The sequence below is a fragment of the Clostridium thermarum genome (genome assembly GCF_006351925.1).
Lineage (GTDB): Bacteria > Bacillota > Clostridia > Clostridiales > Clostridiaceae > Clostridium_AU > Clostridium_AU thermarum.
This window is the reverse complement of the sequence record NZ_CP040924.1, coordinates 438,566-463,242: the sequence shown is the minus strand read 5'-3', so window position 1 is coordinate 463,242 and position 24,677 is coordinate 438,566. Positions and strand designations below refer to the sequence as shown.

Sequence of the window (24,677 nt, the reverse complement as noted above, 5' to 3'; positions counted from 1 at the left end):
GCCAATTATCCATAGTGTTATAATGCTTAAGATATATTTAACGGAGGATTTGGCTATGAAAACAATAGAAGTAGTTGCTGCTATTATAAAGCATGATAATAAAATATTGGTTACCCGCCGGGGCTACGGTGAATTCGCGGACATGTGGGAGTTTCCCGGTGGGAAAATGGAAGTCCACGAAACCCGCGAAGCAGCCCTTATCCGTGAGATTAAGGAAGAATTAGAGGTGGACATAAATATCTCCGAGTATTTGACCACTATTGATTATGACTACCCAACTTTTCACCTTACAATGCATTGTTTTATATCCAACATTTGCGGCGGTGAGCTCCGTTTAAATGCCCACAATGACGCCAAGTGGATAACCACAGATGAGCTGGACAGCCTTCCTTGGGTGCCGGCGGATGTATTGGTGGTGGATAAACTTAAGGGTCTATCATAGATGGTCACCCATTAGCTCTACCATCACATCCACAAGCCGTTTGCGGGCTTCCTCAATTTTTATTTTGTCTCTGCTATTCAGGGCGCTTTCAAACTTTGTAATTTCTTGTTCCAGCACTCTTCTCACATCCCCCATGCTCTCCTCGTAGAGTCTTTCAGCCTTTAAGAGCACCAGCTTATTGGCTTCATGCTCCCTTGGGTGAATCTTTAGATAGGCCAGTTCTTCCATCCTCTTCTCTATTTCTTCCTCAGTCATGTCTACGTTATGGCCTTTTATTATCATTTTCTTTACCTCTCCGGTAGATACCACCTTAACCTGGACCTCCAGGATTGAGTTTATATCATAGGTATAGGTTACATCTATGGCTTCTTTGCCTGCCAAGGCCTTTGGTACTGTCACTGAAAGCTCACCCAGGTACAGATTATTAGAAGCAAAGCGGCTTTCTCCCTGGAGCACATTTACCCTCAGGGTGGTTTGATAATCATAGACGGTGTAGAGCCTTTCTGTCCTGCTGGCGGGAATCACTGTGTTCCTTTCAATTATGGGGCAAAAGTAGCCGGACTCATAGCGGCTGCCTTCCAGCTCCTTCACTACCTCCGTACCAAGGGTAAAGGGGCATACATCTGTAAGGATTACCTCCCTGATGGCTTCCTTTCTTTCCTTCATAGCTCCCTGGATTGCTGCCCCCAGGGCAACTACCTCATCAGGATTTACACTGGTGTTTGGCAACCTCTTAAAGAGTTTACTTACATATTTATATATTACGGGAAGTCTTGTGGCCCCTCCCACCATTACTACCTGATCTATATCGGAAAGCCTTACCTTGGCATCTGCCAGGCTTCTTTTTATAGGCTGTCCTATGCGTTCCAGGAGTTTTTCGCAGTTTTTCTCGTATTTATCTGTATCTACTTCCATTTCTAAGAGTTCATCATTGATCTTACAGGACATAAGGGGCTTCTTTTCTGTCATAAAACTCTTCTTGCAGAGCTCAGCCTGCTTCCTTATATGAACTAGGGTTTTATGGTCAAGTTCTTCAGCCTTTAGGCCCTTTTCATTTAAGAACATGTTGACCAATACTTCTGTAAAGTCTTCCCCTCCTAAAAAATTGTCCCCGGCTACTGCATGGACTTCCAAAATGTTCTGGAAGAGCTCCAGAATTGACACATCAAAGGTTCCGCCGCCTAAGTCGAACACCAAAAATCTCGTGTCCTTATTATTTTGATATAGGCCATAGGCTATAGCTGCAGCGGTGGGTTCGCTGATGATCCTTTCTACCTTAAGTCCTGCCAATTCCCCTGCCCTCTTAGTGGCCTTTCTTCTGGCATCACTAAAGTAGGCCGGCACACTGATAACCGCTTCCGTTACCTCTTCTCCCAAATAATATTCGGCATCTTCTTTGAGAGACCGAAGAATAAAAGAAGACAGTTCTTCAGCAGTAAAAGTCTTGCTGCCTAAGGTGTACTTCTTGTCACTACCCATGTCTCTTTTAAAAACACTGGCACTGGTATTGGGATATAAATACATCCTCTCTAAGGCGGTTTCTCCTACATATAATTGTCCTTCCTCATCGATACTTACTACGGAGGGAGTAAGATGTTTTCCCAAACGGTTGGGAATTATTTCAGGTCCATCCTCTGTAAAATAAGCTACCAAACTGTTGGTTGTTCCTAAATCAATACCAATAATCATAGCTACCTCACTTTTGCTTTATCTTTCATTTCATTTATTTTTAGTATACACTCCACATCAGTTGGAGCAATATATTGAACTTCCATATACTTCTGTAAAGCTCCTAGGTAATCCCCTTGAAGCTCCAGCATCATTCCCTCTAACAGGAGATATTCATAACATTTGCAGTTGTTACAGTTCTTGCAGTTAGTGCTTTCTCTCATAAGTCTCATGTAATACATGGTCTTTTCAAATTCATTGTTGTTGTAATTGATAACCGCAAGCATGTAAAGTCGTTCCTTGGAGCGGCTTGGATTGCGCAGCCATTGTTCTATACTGCCGAATTCCGTATTTATATTGCTATAAAAGGCCCTTGCTACTTCAATACCTTCCTTTGTCTTTCCCAAGGCCTTAAGTACATGTGACATGTGCACTAATACATACAAAAAATCCTCGTCAAATTTGGAGCCATTCTGGGCATATGCTTCACAAGCCTTATAGTAATACTTTAAGGCCTTTCGCTTCTTCCCCAGTATCCAAAACAAATAATCTGCCAATTTTAAACTGGGAAGAATCTGCTTAGGATATTTTGAAACAGCTTTCTTATAGTAATTTAAGGCATTATTTTTATCCCCTGCAAGACCGTATATTTCTCCGCAGTCCAATAAATAGCTCATTTCTCCCACTTTAAGCTTTAAGCGCTTATGAGCTTGCTCTAAAGCCTTATCCCAGGCTTTCACTTCCTTATATATATGCATCAGTTTTCTGATAGCAATTTTGGCATCGTCTTTCTTTTCCAGCATTTCATAAACTTTAATAGCATCCCCATATCTCCTTGTCATCCTATAGCAAAAGGCTATATTCCAATAAGGGAGATAATCATTTTTATAAAGATTGTCAATGGCTAGTTTATAATACTTGATGGCTTCCTCATAGTTGCCCATAAGCTGATAGGTATAACCTATATTGTTATAGGGATACATAATAGCATCACTATCATCCTTTAGTGCCTCATCAAAGGCCTTCAAGGCATTTTGGAAATCGTTGTTTTCCAGGTATATGAGTCCTAGGCTATTATAGTAATACAGACAGGGCCGCAATTCAGCCTGCCGTTTTCCATAGGTAACTGCTAGGCTATAGTCCTCCGGTTTGAAACTTTCCAGGTACCGTCTTTTATAGATTTCCATTAGCTCACTATAAACATATTTATTTTCGGGCTCTAGTTCAGTTACCTCTAAATAATTATCAACAGCCTCTTTCAATTTGCCCATAGCATGATAACATCTACCTATCTGATAGTATCCGTAGGCATAATCCGGATACTTTTTTACCATCTCCTGATAAATAGGCAAGGCCTGCTGATTTTGTTTTAGCTCATAGAGTATATCAGCTTTTAAAATCATGCTGTTATCACTGGTTTTAACCGCCAGCCTCTTGTTTATTTTGTCCAGAGCCGGCGAATATTGATCTATATCATAGTAACAACGGGCTTGTTCATGAAATATTAGGGATATATCCTCCAAGTCTCCAGGTTTTTTCTGTACTCTAACGTAGAATTTATCCAGCTCTGAGATGATCTCCTCTTTTTCTCTATTGGTCTCTGCCAGTATTCTTCGTATTTTGATTTCCAGGAAGGCAAGCTCATTACTCTCAACGCCGGCCTCTTTGGCACTGTTGATCACCTTAGAAGCATCAGTGTATTGTTCATACTCAATATATACCTTTACAGCAAGCAGGTATATCCTTGCATACCCTTTGTAGATTTCTACAGCTCTAAAATAATCATCAACGACCTCCCTGGCCATTTTCAAGTTATAGTAAGCTTCCTGTCTATATATATAAGCAGGAAAATACTCATTGTTTATTCTTAGTATTTCATCGCAGACATCAATACAGGCCTTATTATCGCCCTTCTTTAACAGCACCTGAGCCTTCGCTGATAAGTAAGAGATTAGGTCATAGCCCTTTCCTTCTGCTTCTATGGCCAAATCAAGATATTTTAAGCACTGCTCGGAATCTTCTGTATCAAAGCCCTTTTCCTCCGCAAAGCTATGATAGCATTCTGACATGGCATAGTAGGCATAAGGCAGTCTTCTTAGCTTTTTCACTGTGTCTTCTCCGCCCTGATCCTTAGCCTTTAAAATTTCTTCCAGCCATTGCTCTACATAAGGAAAGGCTTTTTTATAATCCCTCATAGCCAGATGTACACGGCTAATCAGGTTGTAATAATCATAATAAACAGAGTCCTCAACCTCAATAGATTGTACAAGTGCAGTACACTCCTCATATAGTCCATTTTGGAAAAGGCACCATGCCAGCTCAAGCATGAGCTCTTTGTTATTAGGCTCTATTTCAAGCCGCTCTCTGTATTCTATAATCAGTGCTTCATTTACTTTTTTTAGGTCCACTGAAAGCTCTTCATTATACTTGTCTATTTCTAGTAACTCTAAGTACTTCTCTTTAGCGGTTTTATATTCTTTCTTGTTTAAATAATAGGCACAAAGTATTTTCTTAGCGCCGAAATGATTTGGGTTAGTTTCCAAAATAGCATTGCATTCAGCAAATGCCCTGTCCAGGTCTCCGGCATCCAGGCTCACTTCTGCAATATGATACTGGGCATACAAGTCCGTAAGCTTCTTGGCCCGGAGTTTCTCAGCAATCTCCTTGGCCTCCTCAATTCTTTCTGCCTGCAGGTAGTAGCGCATTTTTTCTATTTCAAGATATGGGTGCATCAAATTGATTTGGTCAAGCTGTTCAAATAATTCTTCTACACCTTCATACTGTCTATTATCATTCATCCTTCTTAGCGAAAGATAGTGTTTGATGAAACCATCAATATCTGCTGTGTCCTCTCCCTCAAATGTGGAGAAGTCCATCCATCCCTTGCTTTCCGGTTCCTCAAGTATATAGTCAACAAATTGCTTCGGATAGTTTTCATATAGCTCTTCCTTTGAAGCATAAAGCTGATAGGTTTCCTCAATGAGTTCCCACACCTGTGCAGGTAAGCGGTAGTGCTCCATTAAAAACTTCAGAAAGGCTTCCCTGGCCTCATTACAAGTATCAAAGTCCGTATTTATGTCTTCCTCAAATAATTCCTTCCAACAGTCAGGATTGCACCTTTTGGACAAACTGTTGTAGACCGCTTCTATCCTTTGTATCCATTGAGCCATAGGTGTGTTTTCAACAACCTCATCATCTTCAACATCTATCAGCCGGATAGCCTCCTCATAGGCTTCCCTAAGGGCTTTGAAGCCTTCCGGATCGTCCTCCGGATTAAAGGCTGATAATCGTGTCCTATAAGCTGTTTTAATTGCTTTTGCATCTTTAGTTTCCGGTATGGCCAAAATTTGAAATACCCTTTTCTTCTCCATATAACCACTCCATAATATGTAATAACTATCCATTGAATACATAGTTCTACAAAACTTGTAAATCACCCCTCTATATTACCACAATCTGTATTTACTTTAAATATAATAAATTTTTGGTCCGATAAATGTTGAAAGACCGCATGTTATTATTACATGCGGCCTTTATCAGCGACTATTTATTTATATATTACACATTATCAAGTTCAGGATAGAACAAGGGAAGCGGGAACCAGGACTTCACCATAGGGTGAGAGTAATTATAGGCTGCATTTACGAAGCTGGAATGGGAAAACAGCAGTGCACTTGCATCAAGATGAGCTAAGGATATATCATAGTCGGCCTCGGTTTCGTCCACCCTGATACTTCCGTCCTTCACTTCGATTTTGTATCTTCCCTTTTCTTTTATATCCAATACCAAAGCGCCTTCTTGCAAGGGCTGGCAGGTATTTTTTAACTTCATAAAGGCCTCTATGACCTTCTTATAATTGATAACATATATGTTGGCAGAACTATTTATGGAGTAGGTCTCACAAAATCTGCTCAGTTTCATGAACTCTTTAGCTTTCTGAAAATGCATAACTACATTGGTGTCCTGTATGTTAAAGTTCTTCATAAAGGATATCAGAACCTTGTCTATGTCCTCCTGGTCCACCAATACCATTTCTCTTATCTTTTCATAATTGTCCGCTGCAGATATATAGCCTGCAAATTCATCGTTCTTATATACAAAGTAAATACGGCTGTTCCATGACTTTGCTATATCAATGAAACTTTCTTCTGGCCTTACGGCATGAACCGGCTGTGAATTATGTAGGTGGATTGCCTTGGGTAAGTCTTGAGCTGTGTCGTTGGTAGTGTGCTTGTCTGCATTGTTGGTTTGAAGCTTGTCCGTGTGTTTGGAGGTATGCTCTGCGGTACGCTCGGTGGTACGCTCGGTGGTACGCTTGTCCGCATCCGCGTTGTATTCCACAAACTTATAGTTATCTTCCACTGTTATGTTGCAATGTTTGATGTTAGCACTGTTAAACTCCAAGTTCATAGACAGTCCGCAAGGGGTAAAGCCCCAATATTCATAGCGCTGTCTCATACCACTTAAAACCGCAAAGTCGCAGCCTTCTTCCTCCGTCTCTGCCATAGCCCTATCCATTAATAGCTTCATATATCCGGATCCTCTGGAATACCTGTGAACAGAAACAGTACCTATTCCCTTTCCTTTTAAGTGACTGCCTCCAACCATTAGGTCCAGGGGAAAACTTCCCACCATGGCCTTTATTTTGCCTGCTTCCTTTACAATATGGTGATACACAGAGGTTTCTTCATGTCCCTTATATAACTTTGGCAGGATTGTAGGAAAATCAATGCCGAAAACATAATTGCCAAAGTCAATAATATCCTCATAGTCCTTAGGATTGCCTTTTAAAATCTCATAGTTCATTTATACTCCTCCTTTATGGCGAGGCGCCCTCTCTCTAGGTGCCACCCACCTCACAAGTCACATCTTACATTTTCTGAGCCAAAGGGACGTTGTTTCCGTCCCATTACATTCTTCCAATTACACTTCTGGAGATACCGGTAATTCGAGCCAACTGTCTTACAGTCACTCCCTTTATGGCCTTTACTTTTTTAATTATGTCATCCCGCTTCAGCTTCTCGCTTTGTTGTAATTCGCTTATATTTTTAATTCCCAGTTTTATAAAGAAATTTATTATTTCTTCATCCGTTAATTTCCGTTTTTCCTCGTATTCCATACAGGTATCTTCATTGGCTTCACTTAAATAGTGCTTGACCTTTTCCAGTGCACTTTCTTTATCTTCTGAGAACATATCCAATACATAATCAGTATCTATGAATGAAACTTTGTCGTAATATTCATTAAGGCTGCTCCACTTCCACCCCTTGATATCCTTCACCAAATTTGCCTTAAGCGGGTTTTGATGAATATATCTGAATACTGTTTGGAAATATCTCTTATCCTCCACAGGCTCACTCTTGAATCTACCTTGAAATAAGTAGCCACAGCGCTCATACTTTGTATTGTACCAAATTCCATAACTCCCATTGATCCTTTGCATTATCAAAGAAATCGGTTCCATAGTTTCCCGTATTAATAAGTGCACATGATTGGTCATAAGACAATATGCGTAAATTTCGTACTTACTTATTTCTTTGTAATATTTTAATGTCTTTATAAATCTTTCTCTATCTTCATCTTCTTCAAAAATGTTTTGCTTGTTTATACCTCGTACCATAATATGGTATATTCCACTTTTACTATACTTTCTGGCCTGCCTCGGCATAATAATCACCTCAAAATTACTTTTTATCTAGTGATTATTGCCAGGTTCCGAAAAAGTATTCTTCTTTTAGCGGGACAAAAACAACAACCCTTTGTCCCTATCTTTCAAAATCGTACAGTTCATCTTCCATTCTCTCTAGCTCTATTTCAATTATCCCATTATCTCTGCACGCAAAATGGTCTTTTGAACCGACAGGTTGCTTTCTTAAGGCATAGTATTTAGGATAGATGTCCGCCAATGTAGCATAGCAATATTTCTTTAGGTCATTTACTTCCATGTCCAGGCAATGTTTCTTTATGATTATTTCATCACCTTCCCTAAAAATAGGGCAATAGCCTTTCTTCTTAGTTACCGTCATTTTAATCACTGTTTGGGGCTTTAACTCCATATTATCCCTCACCTTTCTTATCTTTGATACCTCTTATTTCCATCCTCCATTCTTTATACGAAAGGGTGAGCGTTGTAGTTCTATCTGGGACAAAAACAACGTCCCCTTGTCTCTCCCCCTAGCAGCGACACCTCACTAGCAGCGACACCTCACTAGCGGCGGCACCTCAAAAGTAATCCTCATAAATAGATATCAGCAGCTGTTCAGCTTTTGCCGTATCAGGCTCCTCCCTTAAGGTGGTTGCCTCTGCAGCTTGTCTGAACTTCATCTCATATACTTCCACCATCTTAAACAACTCCTCGTAGGAATACTTCCCCTGTCTAATGTCCATAAGTAATTCATGTTCCTTTTCCCTGTAGGTATTTATCTCATGGGTTTCCAGTATCTCAGCCCCCATAATAAGCAGCCTGATTAGGTGCATTGCATGCTTGAAAAGTTTGTCCTCGCCTTTTTTCCTATTTCTGTGGTTGAGCTTCTCATATTCACGGATTATATTGCTTATTTCAGAATATATACTTACAAAATCCCTTACCGGATACTTGTCTATATGGATATCCATATAGATCTCTGTATCCATGGACTCTTTGTTTGATTTATCAATATTGAGCCTTATGCTTCCTTCCGGAAAGCTGGTATACCTATCTGAGAAGTATTTCATTTGACTGTTTAGTGTATTTAATATATGCCTTTCTTTTTCAGCCTGAGGGTAACAATCTCTGGCTAGTGCATTTTGCAACCTTCGCAGTTGGGCAGTGGCATAGTTTCCAAAGGTGTGTATTATCCTTTTAGAAAGAAAAAGCTGCCTATTGTCCCTAAGCCTTTTGCCATATTCATTTATGTATAGGATATGGTCCTCCCTAGTTCCCAATTGCTCAATTATATTGGGATTGCCTTTCATTGCCAAAGACACAAACTTCTTCAGTGAATAGATGACAGTGTCTGTTTTCCCATCCTCAAACTGTTCAAAGTTCTGAAAACCATATATATTTTCCTTTTTCTCAATAGCTACTCCCCGCAGATCTATATCACTTTGTCCTATGTTGGTTCCATAGCCAATTGATCCGGAAAGCGTCAAATAGATAATATTCTTCCCCAAGTTTTCATTGGTATGGATGAACTCATATTTCTTGTCACTTAATATATCCTTTATCATTGCCTCCATCATAATCCTCCCTCTATAATCTCTGTATCTGTAGTTTTTTCACTTTTTAAGGGACAGAGGGACGTTGTTATTGTCCCAGAGAGACAATAACAACGTCCCTCTGTCCCTATTAAAAACTTTTATAAGGTAATCTGCAAGCACTCTATTAATTCAAATGAGGTGATTAAAAATGATAGCATCCCAATACAAAATTACACTGCCCAGCGACTATGACATGACCATCATCAAAGACAGAGTAAAAAATAACAGTCATAAAACCGATGGCTTTGAGGGCTTAAAGTTTAAGCTGTACTTAATAACAGAAAAGGATAAAAATAATAACATGCAAAACAGTTACTCCCCTCTCTACCTTTGGAAGGATACCAATGGCCTAAATAAGTTCTTGTTTAATGGATTCTACGACAATATTCTAAATTCCTTCGGATGGCAAAAAGTCAACATTGGCGTACCCTTACTTGACACAACCACAAGTAAAATTAATGATATAAAATATTTATTCGAAACTACTAGGGATATACCACCGCAGAGAAGCCTAACTAAATTCATGGATATGGTGAAAGAAAATCTCCCGAAAATTGAAAATGCAGAATACATAGTTATCTATAATCCGGATTCTTGGAAATATACCGCTTATTACTTCATCGATGATTTAAATAAGGTAAAAACAGAAAGCGGGACAATTTATGACATACTTCATATTTCGCGATAAAAGCCATAGAGTAGGGACAAAGGGACGTTGTTTCTGTCCCAATGGGACAGAAACAACGTCCCTTTGTCCCCCTGTCACCCTACGAAGACAGTATCCTCATCATATTGTATATTTTCTCGTTGAATATTCTTGGCATACTTAGGGCTTCATCGATATCAATATCGATGATCTCTCCGTTCTTTATACCAACTGCACTTGAAGTTTTACCCTCCATTAACAACTCAACGGCTCTCTCGCCCATTCTGGAAGCTAAGATCCTGTCAAAGGCAGATGGGTTTCCTCCCCTTTGGATATGGCCAAGGATAGTTGTTCTGGTCTCAACACCGGTTATCTCTTCTATTTCTCTTGCAAGCTCATTTGTATCGCAGACTCCTTCCGCAACTAACACCAGATGATGGAGCTTCCCCCTGGACTTGCCTTGAAAGATCTTTTTGCATATTTCATTCTTATCAAAATCCTTTTCTGGTATTAATATGCTTTCGGCCCCGCCGGCAAGACCTCCATAAAGGGCAATTTCTCCACAGCCTCTTCCCATAACTTCCACTATACTTACCCTGTTATGAGAGTTAGCTGTATCTCTCAGCTTATTTATTGCTTCAATGACAGTATTGAGGGCTGTGTCAAAGCCAATGGTGTAGTCTGTATATCCCAGATCATTGTCGATGGTGCCGGGTATGGCAACAGCTGCCACCCCAAGCTTTGATAACAGTGAGGCTCCGGCAAAGGCCCCATCCCCTCCTATGACCACAAGGCCATCAATACCAAATAGTCTAAGTACATTAGCAGACCTTTCCCGCGCTTCCTGCGTTCTAAACTCGTCGCAGCTGGCAGTTTTTAGTATAGTACCGCCCTTTTGAATGATTTCAGCTACTGCGCTCCTGTTCATATCAAAAATCTCACCGTTTATGAGGCCTTTATAGCCCCTCTGTACGCCCTTTACCCTAAGCCCCTTATCCAGTCCGACTCTTACTACAGCTCTAATCGCTGCATTCATTCCCGGTGCATCTCCACCACTTGTCATCACTGCTATAGTTCTCATATCGAATTTCCTTTCTCTTTTTATTTTTCTCAGATTCACTACCTTGAATTTACTATTCTATATGCTAGTAATAGTTTCCTTTATACATACTTTTAAAATAATCCACAAGAAAAAAAGAAAAATCCACATTAATGCCCTTTTTTCTACATTAATGTGGATAATGAATTATTGTACTACCTTATCAATGAACTTTTCAGCCTTCCTATAGTCCCTATAATTTGGATGCCCCTCTGCAAACTTGCTCATAAATTCAAAGATTTTCTTATCGCTGAATTCTCTGCTGACAAAGCTTCCTTTACAGGCAAAGCTTCCCTTGCAGCTTGCCCCTTTTGACTTTAAAATCCTTATCAATTTCTTATTATAGTATGTAAATCCAACACCACTGGTTGAAAATACAAAGACCTTTTTATCTTTCAAGTTCATCTTTTCAACCCATTTATATAGTTGTGGAGCCAGGTCTTCCTTGTAAACTCCGGAGCCAAATCCAATTAAGTCATAATCCTCGATTTTAATTTCACCGGAGCCTTTTAAGTTTATCAAGTCAGCATTGATTTTTTCAGCAAATACCTTAGCTATCTTTTCAGTATTGTTTTTATAATTTGAAAAATAAATAATTAAGGACTTCATAAAACATACCTCTCCCCATATATTTCTATATTTATATTATAATATAGAAAGTTTATATTATAACATAAAACACAAAGGCCGCATGTTAATTTGTCATGCAGCCTTTTAAAGTTTAGACGAAATCCCGGGACAAAAACAACGTCCCCCTGTCCCGCATATTTATTCCAAGGGCCTCTCTCAAAACTTCCTCTATGGTCTCTACAGGTATTATGGTTAACTCGTCCACAATCTCCTTTGGTACATCCTTAAGGTCTGCCACATTATCTGCCGGAATCAGAACCTTTTTCACTCCTGCCCTTACGGCACCAAATAACTTTTCCTTAAGGCCTCCGATAGGAAGTACTGAGCCTCTCAGTGTTATTTCACCGGTCATGGCCAGCTTTGAGTCTACGGAAATTCCCGTTATCAGAGAAGCCAGGGCAGTGGTCAGGGCAATTCCGGCGGATGGACCGTCTTTAGGGGTCGCTCCTGCAGGCACGTGGATGTGGAGGTCTTTCTCCTTAAAGTTAAAGCTATTGGCCGCCAGCCTTGACTTTAACAGGCTTAGGGAAATTCTTGCAGATTCCTTCATCACTTCGCCCAGCTTACCGGTTAGGATGATTTGTCCATTTCCAGGCATGTCTGTAACTTCGATAAATAATATTTCACCGCCAACAGGCGTCCAAGCTAATCCTGTTACTACTCCCGGTGGATTTACTTCTTTTACCTTGTTGTATCTTGAAACTTTCTTGCCCAAGATATCTTCAAGCGTTGCAGCAGTGATAACATAAGGTACTTCCACGGTATTTGAAACTATCTTTTCCGCAGCAACCCTTGTAACTGCCGCTAGCTGCTTCTTAAGGCCTCTCACTCCTGCTTCCACAGTATAATCATCTATTATCTTTTGAAGGGCTTCGTCCTCTATGATTAATTGGTCTGAGGTCAATCCATGTTCATCAATAATTTCAGGTATTAAATGATTTTTTCCTATATGGAACTTTTCCGTTCCGGTATAGCTGGATATCTGTATTACTTCCATTCTGTCCAATAGAGGTCTTGGTATGGTGTCAAGGGAATTGGCTGTGGCAACAAAGAAAACTTCAGATAGATCATATGGTGCATCTAAATAGTGGTCTGTGAAGGTACTGTTTTGCTCCGGATCCAATACCTCCAGCAGGGCACTGGCAGGGTCGCCGTTGTGGCCGCTCATCAGCTTGTCTACTTCATCCAGAATCAAAACCGGATTCTTTGCGCCTGCTTTCTTTATGGTTTGAATAATTCTTCCAGGCATTGCACCCACATAGGTTCTTCTGTGGCCTCTTATTTCAGCCTCATCTCTGATACCACCCAGACTTAGACGGATATACTTTCTGGCTAAGGCATCTGCAATGCTCTTTCCTAAGCTTGTCTTACCGACCCCTGGGGGTCCAACAAGTAATAGGATGGATCCTTTCTTGTCCTTCTTCAGCTTCATAACAGCCAAGTGTTGAAGAATTCTTTCCTTAACCTTGTCCAATCCGTAGTGCTGCTCATTTAGTATTCTTCTGGCTTCTGCAATGTCTATCTCCTTCACTTCCGGCGTTTTCCAGGGAAGAGCAACCAGTAGGTCCAGATAGTTTCTGATGATGTTATAATCTGAGCTGCTTGGACTCTGACTCTCCAACTTAGCCAATTCTTCTAGGGCGATTGCTTTAATTTCCTCAGGCATTTGGGCTTCTTCTATTCTTTGGCGGTAGTCCTTCTTATTTCCCGTGCCACTGCCCTCGTTGAGTTCCTTCTGGATAATTTTCATATGCTCTCTCAATACTTGTTCCCTATAATTTTTATTGGACTTTTCGTTGAACTTCTCTGCCAATTCAACCTGCAGCTTTACATGTTCCCTATGCTTTACCAGGTAGTCAGCGAATTTCAAGGCCCTATCCTTTATGGACTGTATATAAAGGAGCTCATATTTTTCTTCTCTTGTAAGCCTCATATATTGTGATACCATGCCAACAAGCTTATTTAAATCATAAATGTCATCAATTACCTGCATAAAAGGTTGGGCACCTTTAAAGTAAGAGCTGATTTCCCTGATGGCATTTTTCATTTGATCGAGTACATTTTCTTTCTCTTCTTCTGTCATATCCATGATATCTGAAGCTATTTCGTATTCACCAAAAACGGCTTCTGTACTGATTTCCAACTTTTTAATCTCTATACGGTCCAGGACAGTAATGTTTATTTTATAGATACCATCCTCTCTTTGCATTTGATTTACTTCAAATAAAACCCCAACATCATTGAAGTCGGCTTCCGTAAGATTCTTACTGTTAAAGTTTTGTTTTAGCTGCAGGGCTATGCAAACTGGGCTTTCCTCCTGGAGGTGCTCCAACTCAACTTCATTAAGACTATTTAGTCTTAGGGTTTCAACCATTCCCGGCAGCAAAACGCCATCTGATACCGGAATGACCAATCTTTTTATATCAAAATCTAATATCCCTATCATTAATTCCTTCCTTTCTATAACGGTTTTTCAATTATCAGTTTTATTTAACAGAGCAGCTTGTATTATTTCAATTGCCTCTTGAAGCATTCTATCTTTCCCTATTTCATCACTGCAAGGGTTGTTTGATATTGCCTTTATAGGTGAAAAAATAATCGCCAAGAGAGTTTCGTTGCTATAATCCTTTAGGCAACCTCTTCTCTTCATATCATCAAATAGCCTATATATATTGTGAACTCCCTTTTTCCCCTCACAATGATTGACCAGTGCCGGGCAGCTGGAGAATTGTTCAACAAAATGATATATATCCTCATGCTCATGGATGTAAGCATAGTAGCTGCGGATCAACGCCTCAAGGAGCTGGCTTCCGTCCATTTCACCGGATACCTTGCTGAGTAAATAAAAAAACACTTCTTCGGAGTATTCCCGATATATATCCTGCAGCATCATGTCTTTATTTTCATAATATACATATACCGTGGCCGGAGATACCCCTGCAACCTTTGCAATTTTTGAAATAGAGGTTCCCTGAAAACCTTCTTCCAATATGAGTTTTATGACGGCTCTTTTTATATTCTGTTGTTTTTCATCATCTTTTTTTCTCATCTACTCACCTCTATTATTTATCTATAATAAACGATCATTCGTTTATTGTCAAATTAATATCCATGTAAAAGTATAGATAGTTTGGTGCTTGTTGAGAGAGGACTTAAGAGAGTGACAAGTTAAGAGTGACAAGTGACAAGTTATGGTTGAAATTCAGCAAAAGCTGAATTTCTACATCTTCTATTGTAAGTTCACTTGCCACCTCCTCCCAACTTTCTTATTAATCGTAAAATACACTTACAATAAAAAAGAGCTGGTGCTCTTTTTTTATTTATATGCATTATATCTTTGTACAAGATACTCCTTATGATTACTTGATATAAACAAGCCTAGTTATGAATACAAAATCTCCACTTATCTCTACGGCAGTTGTAAAATGATAAAAAATATAATACAATGATAATAAATAATAATGACTTCCGAAGGAGAACGCTAATGAATAAAACTATAAACATTATTAAAAGAATTGTCTTATTTTTTGTAGGCTTGTTTATAATTCAAATCGGTGTAGCCTTATATTTGGAAACTAATATCGGTTCTGATCCCTTTACTGTGTTTGCTCAAGGATTGGCAACCTGCTTAAAGATTACACCTGGACAAGCAAATCTGATTATACTGCCTGTATTCTTCGGCATAGTATTATTTACAGCAAGAAAGCGTATAAATATTGGTACTATTATTTGTGTATTGGGTGTTGGCCCTTTTATCGACCTAGGTGTAAAAATAGTTTCAGTGTTCCCCCTTTCCTCCTATAGTATGGTGGTAAAAATACTGCTTGTTGCCCTTGGTTGTATTATAATTGCAATTGGATTTTCAATACTTTCAGCCAGTAATTTGGGTGTCGGTCCAAATGATATCATTCCTTTTGTAATAATGGACAAGACTAAGTTCCAATACCGCTGGATCCGTATGACCTTTGATATGACTTATCTGATTATAGGACTTGCATTAGGAGGGGTAGTGGGTGTAGGCACCATAATAGCTGTTTTGATGTTGGGCCCCAGTATTCAATTTTTCCTTCCCCATGGAGTAAAGCTTGCAAAAGCAATTAATATTTTGGAATAATAAGATTTAAGGTGATACTATATGTTTACAGAGGAAAGACTCAATCAGATTCTAGAACTGTTAGAACATGAAGGAAGAGTTCAGGTAAAGGACTTAAGTAAAAAATTTAATATATCCGAGCCAATGATAAGGAAGGACCTGCAAAGGCTTGAGAAGGAAGGCAAGCTAAAGAGGACCTATGGCGGCGCCATACTTGAAAGAAGGAAAGCCGAAAGTACAAGCATCGAAACAAGACTCATAAAGAATAGCCAAATCAAGAGCTTGATAGCAGAAAGGGCCTTTCAAGAGCTTGCTGACGGAGACCTTATATTTTTAGATATATCCAGCATAAACTATCTGCTTGCCAAATTAGTTTCAGAGCGTAATAAAAAAGTAACAATTGTCACAAATATGATAGAAATACCCTCCCTTTTTGGCAGTGACAGTGATACAGAAATAATATGCATAGGTGGAAACTACAATAAGAAATTAGGAGGGGTTATTGGTTCCGCAGCTATAGACAACATCCTAAGGTACAGGGTTGATAAGGCCTTTATCGGCAGCTGCGGCATCAATGTTTACCAAGGAACCATCAGCAATTTTGACCTGGAGGAAGCCTATACAAAAAAGGCCATCATAAACTGTTCCAAAACTGTTTATGTGGTCATGGAAAATGAAAAGTTTAACTTCGACGGCCCCTATAACTTTGCAAGCCTGGATGATATAAATTATATAATCACCGAGAGTGGGGACATAGGGACGTTGTTTCCGTCCCACCAATTCTCTTAACATTTTATGGCCTATTCATCTTCTTCATCAACATAATCACCATAATAATCATAATAGCACTGAAAAAATTCTTCTCCTTTTCAAAGCTCGAAGAAGAATAGAAACTTCTTTTTCACAGCTGGTGGAGCAGCTGAATGCTCAAAAGGTTTTAGCCAAAAAGATGGAGTTTATATCAGCATTAAATTTGATGCAGTATGGCAGGGTGTAGAGTTTACCTTTGGATTTGGTAAGAAAATTGAAATTATTGAACCTACAGAAGCTATATTTGAAATCAAGAAGAAGGTCTTGGAAGTGATTGATTTGTATCAAAACCCTTTCAAAGTCTGTCATTATAGGGATAAATTACATATAATCCAAATCATATAAACTATCATATAATGCTTATTGTAAACACTATTTAAGAAGGGATTAAATGAGCAAATTCAACCCCCAAAAGCTTTCTGTTGAATTTAGAAGGGGTGTTACTGGTACCTACCCCATTATTTCAAGGCACTATACCCTTACCCATTCTGATGAAACCGGAGAGCTTTTTTTAACTATTGGATTAAGCTATGCCTATGACAAAATTAATGAACTAAGAGATGAAGTGCTTGGCCAATGGATTATGATGGCAGGAAGTTATTACTATTACGTATATTTACATGTGGATGGACAACTTGGTTCAGAAACAGCAGCTATACGAAACTTCGTTTTTAGGCGGGAACTTCCCCTTGCCCTTGAAGCTATAAGGTATGGTGACAGAGAACTTTTCTCTGCCCATCCCCAACTAGATAGGTCTCCAATAATAGTTTTCTTCATGTCAACCAATCCTATCTTTAATAAAATTGAGAATTGGGGTAGCTTTGAAACTTATAATATTGAAAAAACTCCACCCATTGCCACAGGTTCCTTGCAGTAGGTCATGCCTGATAGGGTCCAGAAAAAATCAAGTGACAAGCTTTCAAAATACTTGTCACTTGATTTTTATTTTAAGATCTTGGCCTTATATTATCGTTTTTCTTACTGTTTTCTCTCTTTTCTTCGAGATGCCATACCTCACCATTGTCTTCCCTCTTCATTCCCGCTGCAGACATCTGCTGGTTTGTAAGTTTTTGCTTTTTGCTCATTTTCTCCACCTCATTATCATAGTTTTAATAACTTACAAAAACAGTGTCTCCATTTATATTATTCATATGCAAAAGGCTTTTAATCAAATTTTACCATGTAATAAAATCAAGGTTACACTATACTTATATGCAGAAGAATGTATAAACTGCAATGGAAGGGATAAAGCAATTCTTTATAATAATTTCAGGAGATGTAGTATGCAATTTTCTAAATGAGTAATTAGTAATTAGTAATTAGTAATTAATAACTAATGAAAGAAAGTGCTTCGCACTTTCTTTCAAACAAAGCAACATACCCAATTATTGCTTATCCAATATATCTCTAATCCTCTCTAAATTCTCTGTTAGGCTGCTCAGAACCATTACCATCTGACCAAGCCTGTCATCCCCTTTTATAACCTTATTTTTAACAAAGGTCTTCTTAATCTCTTCCCATCGTCTTTGCTCTTCACTGCTTAAGCAGCCTACTAGTTCTTTCCACTTGAGCATATTGGCCTCTGCCCCGCTTGTTAGTGTATGGCTGTCATTCTCATAGCTTGCCTGTATTACAGCAAAGAGTTCTTCATCGTTCATGATGGGAACGACCTTCTCCACTATCTTATTCATATTTCTGTAGGAACCTTGAAGCTTGAAAGGCGGCTCATTTCTGTACTCATCCCCTTGGGCAGCAGAATGGATATATTCCATATTAACCTTTAGGACAATATCTCTTACAACAAAGAGTTTCTTTATTACGCTGATATACTCATTGAGTTCATCCAGAGAATAAGTACCTTCAAAGTTAACACTTTCTCTATCTGCTCCCTGAGCCATTTCCACCAGACTATATAAATCCTTCTGGCTTCTAGTGGACAGCTTGTTAAGCACCGGGTTGGAGGTTATGCTGTTTTCAATATAGCTGAGCTTAAAGGCAGCTTCATTTTCTCTGAGCATATCTCCAAGGTTATATACATCTGCTCTGTTGGCAAGCATATCCGGTATCTTGAACTTTTCACCGCTCTCTGTATAGGGGTTACCGGCCATAACAACTACCACCTTCTTACCCCTAAGGTCGTAGGTCTGGCTAACCCCCTTGTAAACACCCTCAATCTTTCTCTGACCATCACATAGGGATATGAATTTCTGTAAAAACTCCGGATTGCAGTGCTGAATATCATCTATATACAACATCACATTGTTCCCCATCTTCAGAGCTAGGTTCAGCTTTCTGAGTTCATCTCTGGCTGCGCTGTTGTTAGCCTTATCCGGATCCAAAGAAGTCACCTCATGTCCCAATGCCGGACCATTGACCTTTACCAGGATTATACCAAGCCTGCTGGCTACATACTCCATCAAGGTGGTCTTACCATAACCCGGTGGTGAAACCAGCAGCAATAAGCCCATGAGGTCAGTACGCTTATTTTCACCCAAAACCCCAATCTGCTTAGCTAGATTGTCACCTATCAGGGGCAGGTACACCTTGTCTATGAGCTGATTTCTGACAAAGGAGGACAGTACCTTAGGTTTAAAGTCCTCTAAATGCAGGTCTTCTTTAAACTGTTGTACAAGTTCCCTTTTTATGTCCTGATATGCCAGATAATCCTTAACTGTAACTTCACTGAAGTGTTTTAATTTTTGCATGAAATTAGTGTAGGCTAGAGTATATTTGCCTCCATCGATTACACCGTGAGTACCCACCAGTCCTTCTATAATAGTCTTAGTATCCACCAGGACTACTCTGCCCAAATTAGAACTGTTCTCAAGCAGTATAACAATGACTTCCTCCAGTACACCGGAAAGTTCCTCTTCCGCCAGGGCTTCAAAGATTCCACTGTGATCCAGGACCTCATACCTATATGCATTAACCCATTCTTTAGCAAGATAGAAGGCTCCCGCTATATCCTTTGTGCTGTTCTTTAAGGATAGTGAGAATTCCTCGAAGGCCTTCTTTTCCTTTAAGTAGCTTATGAAGCCCTCATAAATTTTTTGAGCCTCTTTGCTCACTGCAAAGGCATCGCCCTTCATAAGCTCCTTGCAAAGATATTCTGCCGCTGCAGGTATATGCACACTATCAAAGAAACTTAAATCCTTATAGGCACTTTTAAGCTTTTCCACTATATAGGGTACAAAGTTCTGCAAATTAGGCTGTGAATTAAAGTAGAGCTGAACCTTTGCCAATTCCCTTAATCGTACTTTTAAAAGCTCCACAGTGCCTGCATCTGCAAGCCGGTTCCAGAATAGTCTCGCCAAGGCCCTGACCTCACTCTTGTATATGAGCAAGTCTATATTGTAGTGCAAGTCCAGTAGGGTTTTTAGAATCTTTGCTCCGTCAACATCATGGACGCCCTTAGTGTAACCCTCTTGATACCTTGGCTCCATGAACCTTTGAGCCAGCTCTATCAACTGGCCTTCCGTCATTGTATATAACCTATCCAAGCTTTCAAATTCCTTTTTCCTTGCCGCTTCAAATATGGAGTAAGCCAGATACTCTCCTCTGTAAACCGCTGTATTTTCCGATACTATACTCTGGTCAAAAACATGCCTGTACTTGTTTATCTCCTCATTTACTACCTTATCCCAGAAATCTGTGCCTGTGATATGGTAGTATAAGTCTCCGTCCTTCTGGACTATGGAAAGCTCTATAGTCTTTGTATTTACGGAGAAGTGGTGCTTGCCCAGCTTTATCACGTTGTCCCCGCCGGCATAAAGGTCCTGCTTATCCTTTAGCTGCCTTATGGCATTCTCCTTCAGGGTCTTTAGGCTGGCAGTGATCTCGTCGGCCTTAACGGTATCTCCAAGGTCTCTCAGCTCGGAAATAATGTCTCTTACCTTCTCAGCCATTATATCCGTGGCCAGATATCCGTTGATCTCCTCCACAGAATTAAAGGCCTTAACCCTGTTGGCTATACCGTTTAGGATTCGTTCAGAGGAATTAAACAAGGCCATTATCTTCTTATTTAGCTTATCTATGATGGAAGCCTTGTTACCTTCAAAGGCATTGTAGAGTTCCTCTCTCTTTTCCGCAAGCTTTACCACATACTCATCAAATTCGGCAAACTTTCCTTCCAGCTCTTGTATTTGAACCATTACTTTATTTAGATATAACTCACATTTCTCAACAGTATCCGAAACCTCTAAATAATTTACTACGGACTGGGCAAGCAGCTTCATTTGAGAATTAAACTGCTGAGTCATTTCACTCTTTGCAAAGTCCTCAACCTTGGCCTTTACCTTGGCCTTGGCATTATTCAACAGGGAGAATAAGGCTGAAATCTTCTCGATTATCTCTGTGGTCATGGTAGGGTCTTCAATTTTGAAGTTGCTTACTATATCTATGAGAAGCTCCAGGTCTTTGGCAGTGTCATCCATCTTCTCCGTAAGCTCTTTACCCTCTTTTGATTTGGTAATCTTATCTATGCCCCCCTGCAGGTCCTGGACCTTAGCTGCATAAGGCTTAAGCCCCTCCGGCCCAATTAAGAATTCAACACACTTATTTGCGAACTCTTCATTTTTTTCTTTAACCCTATCGTCCAGGGAGTCTACCAGGGCCAGGTCCGTATATCTCAAATCCCTTAGTGAAACAATCTTGCCCCTTAAGTTTCGTATGTCCGCCAATGCCTTTACATACTCATACACAGTGTCAAAGGTACCATAGGTTAGCTTTTTCAGCAGTTCTTCTGCTTCCTTTTGCACCTCATCTATCTGCTTTTTGGTGGAATTCTTTATTCTAATTACCTTTTCAAACTCCCCAATGGCAAAGGAGGAGGTCTCTTTGATCTGCAAAAGCACTTCCTTTAGGTTAAAGGCTTCTTCCTTGTCCAGCCAGAAATAGGTATCAATTATTTGCTCCGACTCTTTTACAATATCAATCAGACGGTCGTAGGATTTACCTTGAGCAATGGAACCGATAATCTTGTCAAAGAACATAGTTTCTCCGCCCACGATATCAATCTTGGCAGATCTAAGGGCTTCTTGGATTACAGTGGCCTGGGCAGCTGCAATATCCTTCTGAATGTTGATGCTGGCAAGTTCGATTTCCTTTTCCTTTTCAAGCTTAAGTTTAAATTCTTCATGGCCCCTGCCAACTTCGTCAAGAGCCTTCATGCTGCTGGCCTTTTCTTTGATACCTTCAGCTTCTGCCAGGAACTTCTTCCTTAATATTTCAGCTTCAACAGTACCTTCTTTTTCTTTTACTTCAATCATAGCAGCGTCACCCTTAGCCTGAGCTAGAGCTTTAGCTTCTATAACCTTAGCCTCTGCTATGCCGCTGGTAGACTCCTCAAGAACCTTAGCTTCAGCAATGGTCTTGATTGCCTCTGCTTCCTTTTAGTGTACATAATTGTCCAATCACTGCGTTTTCTGCATTATCCCTATCCCCTTGCATATTGCTGTGCTTCGAAATAAGTCTTAGGGGAAAAAGCTCAACTTTGGTAATGAACGTACTTATTATAAAGGCAGGTATTAATAATACTGTATTCAGTGTTCCTCCAGGATCAATGGGTAAGTAGTACATCAGCATTGCAATAATCCAAAAGTTCAGAATTAATATGCTAAAAGCGAACATAAAGGGCAATTCCCCGACCTTCAGAAACCCTAATAATGCATAGAAGGGACCGTCACCACTATCTATCTCTATGTCAAAGTCAAAAAGATCAAAGTCCAAGACGCCAATAATGATAATAATCCAATATAGCACCACCAGAATTAACAGAACTGTAGGGATAATATTGCCTCCGGTAAAGGCATACTTTAGTGACTCCGGCATAATGACCTCCTTTCCACCAACTCAACTTTACATTTCCAACACCCCTGAAAGAATACCCCAGCATTACCATCAGCACTTAGTCTGCATTATTCTATATTTCTAAAGACCGTGTATAAATCCTGCATAAATTAACAAAAATATACATTTGTATTCGGTCATAACCTGCTATCAGCTTTAACACTACAAATTAACACCTGGTTTTTCACCACTGGCACACCCCATATTGCACAACTCCTTCAGGACTTCCCCAAAGAGCTCATAAAGCTCTTTTAACCTGTCAACTTCTCTTATAATCCCGGGTACCCGGAAGTAAAGTTCGTCTACGCCTCTAAGAAAATAACTGTTGAAATAACCCTCATCATCCCTTATCTCTAAACTAAAGCGAGGTTGACATTGTATTAAGGATCTTATTTTACTGTTGGAGAACAGCTGCCTAACCTTATCCCTGCTATTACCTTTAATGATAAACTCCCTGTCAAACTCCTCATATCCTACTTCCATATCCTCCATACCCAGTAACTTCCCAAGGCTGCTGAAGAGTCCACTCCTATAGATTTTAAAATAGAAATTACTGTGGTTTACAAAGGGTGCCCTCATTCTGGTATAGGTTACTGAAGATTTTCCTGTAGATACCCTGTAAGTGTCAAGCACTACGATCCAATTACCTACCTTGGCCTCAACTCTATCCCCCTTCCAAAAGCCTCCGTATACGTAGTCTCCTTGAATTTCTCTGGCCAACTGCTGCCAAATTTCACTTTTACTTGGACCAAACAATCCCATAAAATTTCCTCCTTTACTACTTATTATCCATTACCAATATACACATTATATAATATTTAATACCATATTACAAGATATGTTTTCACCTTATTTCCAATTATTTTTTCCATATAAAATGATTAAGCCCAAATGACTTCCAATTAATCATTCGGGCTCTTTTTTTCTAGGTGCCTCTCGAAGGTGCCTGCCACCTCACAAGTCACATCTCCTGATAAGTGTTTTAATCTACTCCAACCACTTTACTCCTTCGTTCCATCAATACAACATCATGCCATGTCCCATCACTCATCTTAGCTATTTTTTCTCTTATACCTATCTCTCTAAAGCCACATTTCTTATGCAATGCCATACTTGCTGCGTTCTCCCTTATAATTGCACAATATAGTGTCCAAATACCACTTTCCTCAGATTGTTGTATAACATTTTGCAGTAGGGCAGTTCCAACACCTTGTCCTTTATACCTTTCTCCTACATAAATACTTACTTCCGCCACTCCGGTATAACAGCTTCTGTTTGAAGTTGGACTTAAAGCAACCCAGCCCATTATATCATTCTCCCTACGCGCCACTAATCTACATGCTTGAAGATGTCCTTTATTCCAATCTTCCCAAGAAGGTGCTCCTGACTGAAATGTAGCTATGCCTGTTTTTATTCCCTCCAAATAAATGCTCTTTACCTGGTCCCAATCAGAATCTCTCATCGCTTCAATTTTAAATAACATTCTAATCCCCCATCTTACCACCAGCTTACTTTTCCCCGTAAGCTATAAAAATACTTATACTTGCATTGTCACAACTGCAGCTTGAAGCAGAGCAACAATTTCCACCTGCACAATCAACTAATACATCCTTTAGGCCTGCATTTAAAAACCAACCTTTTACATCCTCACGTTTGAATCCCAACCACCTATCATGCTGTTCAACCCTTAAGAATTCGTGTTTGTGCTCATCTAAGTCTGTAATAACCAACTTACCACCGGGTTTGAGAATTCTAACCATTTCTTTTATGGTTTTCTTCGGGTCCTCAACATGATGTAAAAACATATTTGCCATGGCATAGTCCACTGTGTCATTATCAATTGGCAGCTTCTCAGCCTCACCCTGCCGGTAATCTACTCCTTCAAAGTCCTTGAATTTCTGTTTCATCTGTTCCAACATTTCTTCTGACTGATCAACAGCTATAACCTGTAATCCCATTTGAAGCAGCCCTTCTGTTATAAAGCCTGTACCTGACCCTATATCAGCAGCTAGCTCACCTTCTTTTACATCAGCAATCCTATAAGCTTTCTCTCTTACTTCTTCTGAGAAAAAGCTTTTTCTCATAGCATCCCACTGGCTTGCCACTTCGCCGAAATATAATTTACTACTCATTCATACCCGCCCCTTTACCATCTAACTCCAATAACTCTTCAATAATTTCTGATGAATCCTTAACCAATTTT

21 protein-coding genes are annotated in these 24,677 nt (G+C 39.7%); 5 read left to right on the top strand and 16 right to left on the bottom strand.

What is annotated here, in order from left to right:
• Window positions 1-55: 55 nt before the first annotated feature.
• On the top strand, window positions 56-442 hold the full coding sequence (locus FHY60_RS02030) for a (deoxy)nucleoside triphosphate pyrophosphohydrolase (protein WP_139902817.1): 387 nt from the start codon (window positions 56-58) through the stop codon (window positions 440-442).
• Here the strand turns inward: FHY60_RS02030 and FHY60_RS02025 are convergent.
• The 6 genes from FHY60_RS02025 to FHY60_RS02000 form a co-directional block, all read right to left on the bottom strand.
• Window positions 437-2,131, bottom strand: coding sequence for a molecular chaperone HscC (locus tag FHY60_RS02025; RefSeq protein WP_139902814.1), 1,695 nt, complete (start codon window positions 2,129-2,131; stop codon window positions 437-439). The genes FHY60_RS02030 and FHY60_RS02025 overlap by 6 nt on opposite strands.
• 2 nt (window positions 2,132-2,133) lie before the next feature.
• Window positions 2,134-5,481 (bottom strand): tetratricopeptide repeat protein, encoded by a 3,348-nt coding sequence (locus FHY60_RS02020; protein ID WP_163215921.1) that lies wholly within the window; start codon window positions 5,479-5,481, stop codon window positions 2,134-2,136.
• Window positions 5,482-5,668: 187 nt separating this feature from the next.
• Window positions 5,669-6,916 (bottom strand): GNAT family N-acetyltransferase, encoded by a 1,248-nt coding sequence (locus FHY60_RS02015; protein WP_139902809.1) that lies wholly within the window; start codon window positions 6,914-6,916, stop codon window positions 5,669-5,671.
• A 103-nt stretch (window positions 6,917-7,019) separates the two neighbouring features.
• Window positions 7,020-7,778, bottom strand: a complete 759-nt coding sequence (locus tag FHY60_RS02010; RefSeq protein WP_139902806.1) for a transposase — start codon at window positions 7,776-7,778, stop codon at window positions 7,020-7,022.
• Between the two features lie 97 nt (window positions 7,779-7,875).
• Window positions 7,876-8,166, bottom strand: a complete 291-nt coding sequence (locus FHY60_RS02005; protein ID WP_139902804.1) for a hypothetical protein — start codon at window positions 8,164-8,166, stop codon at window positions 7,876-7,878.
• 166 nt (window positions 8,167-8,332) lie between these two features.
• The gene (locus tag FHY60_RS02000) at window positions 8,333-9,328 is read right to left on the bottom strand and encodes a nucleotidyltransferase domain-containing protein (protein ID WP_180375451.1); all 996 of its coding nucleotides are present in this window, start codon (window positions 9,326-9,328) and stop codon (window positions 8,333-8,335) included.
• 169 nt (window positions 9,329-9,497) lie between these two features.
• Here FHY60_RS02000 and FHY60_RS01995 point away from each other — a divergent pair, with 169 nt between their 5' ends.
• On the top strand, window positions 9,498-10,037 hold the full coding sequence (locus tag FHY60_RS01995; protein WP_139902801.1) for a DUF4865 family protein: 540 nt from the start codon (window positions 9,498-9,500) through the stop codon (window positions 10,035-10,037).
• Window positions 10,038-10,116: 79 nt separating this feature from the next.
• Here FHY60_RS01995 and pfkA read toward each other — a convergent pair whose 3' ends face one another.
• From pfkA to FHY60_RS01975, 4 genes are all read right to left on the bottom strand, one after another.
• Window positions 10,117-11,076 (bottom strand): 6-phosphofructokinase, encoded by a 960-nt coding sequence (gene pfkA / locus FHY60_RS01990; RefSeq protein WP_139902798.1) that lies wholly within the window; start codon window positions 11,074-11,076, stop codon window positions 10,117-10,119.
• 165 nt (window positions 11,077-11,241) lie between these two features.
• A complete protein-coding gene (locus FHY60_RS01985; RefSeq protein ID WP_139902794.1) occupies window positions 11,242-11,703 on the bottom strand; it encodes a flavodoxin domain-containing protein in 462 nt (153 codons plus the stop codon).
• Between the two features lie 112 nt (window positions 11,704-11,815).
• The gene (gene lon, locus FHY60_RS01980) at window positions 11,816-14,170 is read right to left on the bottom strand and encodes an endopeptidase La (RefSeq protein ID WP_139902791.1); all 2,355 of its coding nucleotides are present in this window, start codon (window positions 14,168-14,170) and stop codon (window positions 11,816-11,818) included.
• A 27-nt stretch (window positions 14,171-14,197) separates the two neighbouring features.
• Window positions 14,198-14,773: a TetR/AcrR family transcriptional regulator gene (locus FHY60_RS01975; RefSeq protein ID WP_139902788.1), complete on the bottom strand. Its 576-nt coding sequence runs from the start codon at window positions 14,771-14,773 to the stop codon at window positions 14,198-14,200.
• Between the two features lie 435 nt (window positions 14,774-15,208).
• Here FHY60_RS01975 and FHY60_RS01970 point away from each other — a divergent pair, with 435 nt between their 5' ends.
• The 3 genes from FHY60_RS01970 (at window position 15,209) to FHY60_RS01955 (ending at window position 17,504) form a co-directional block, all read left to right on the top strand.
• Complete coding sequence (locus FHY60_RS01970; RefSeq protein ID WP_139902785.1) at window positions 15,209-15,838, top strand: YczE/YyaS/YitT family protein; 630 nt, start codon at window positions 15,209-15,211, stop codon at window positions 15,836-15,838.
• Between the two features lie 21 nt (window positions 15,839-15,859).
• Window positions 15,860-16,606 (top strand): DeoR/GlpR family DNA-binding transcription regulator, encoded by a 747-nt coding sequence (locus FHY60_RS01965; RefSeq protein WP_139902782.1) that lies wholly within the window; start codon window positions 15,860-15,862, stop codon window positions 16,604-16,606.
• Between the two features lie 412 nt (window positions 16,607-17,018).
• The gene (locus FHY60_RS01955; RefSeq protein ID WP_139902779.1) at window positions 17,019-17,504 is read left to right on the top strand and encodes a staygreen family protein; all 486 of its coding nucleotides are present in this window, start codon (window positions 17,019-17,021) and stop codon (window positions 17,502-17,504) included.
• Between the two features lie 70 nt (window positions 17,505-17,574).
• Here FHY60_RS01955 and FHY60_RS17710 read toward each other — a convergent pair whose 3' ends face one another.
• The 6 genes from FHY60_RS17710 to FHY60_RS01930 form a co-directional block, all read right to left on the bottom strand.
• Window positions 17,575-17,712 carry a hypothetical protein gene (locus FHY60_RS17710; protein ID WP_180375450.1) on the bottom strand — a complete coding sequence of 46 codons (138 nt, stop codon included), beginning with the start codon at window positions 17,710-17,712 and terminating at the stop codon, window positions 17,575-17,577.
• 300 nt (window positions 17,713-18,012) lie between these two features.
• Window positions 18,013-21,894 (bottom strand): DUF7902 domain-containing protein, encoded by a 3,882-nt coding sequence (locus FHY60_RS01950; protein ID WP_139902776.1) that lies wholly within the window; start codon window positions 21,892-21,894, stop codon window positions 18,013-18,015.
• A gap of 91 nt (window positions 21,895-21,985) precedes the next feature.
• A complete protein-coding gene (locus FHY60_RS01945; protein WP_139902773.1) occupies window positions 21,986-22,456 on the bottom strand; it encodes a hypothetical protein in 471 nt (156 codons plus the stop codon).
• Between the two features lie 180 nt (window positions 22,457-22,636).
• The gene (locus FHY60_RS01940) at window positions 22,637-23,236 is read right to left on the bottom strand and encodes a DUF3137 domain-containing protein (RefSeq protein ID WP_139902770.1); all 600 of its coding nucleotides are present in this window, start codon (window positions 23,234-23,236) and stop codon (window positions 22,637-22,639) included.
• 220 nt (window positions 23,237-23,456) lie between these two features.
• Window positions 23,457-23,957, bottom strand: a complete 501-nt coding sequence (locus tag FHY60_RS01935; protein WP_139902767.1) for a GNAT family N-acetyltransferase — start codon at window positions 23,955-23,957, stop codon at window positions 23,457-23,459.
• 25 nt (window positions 23,958-23,982) lie between these two features.
• Entirely contained in the window at window positions 23,983-24,606 is a 624-nt protein-coding gene (locus FHY60_RS01930) for a class I SAM-dependent methyltransferase (RefSeq protein WP_139902765.1), read from the bottom strand.
• Between the last annotated feature and the right edge of the window lie 71 nt (window positions 24,607-24,677).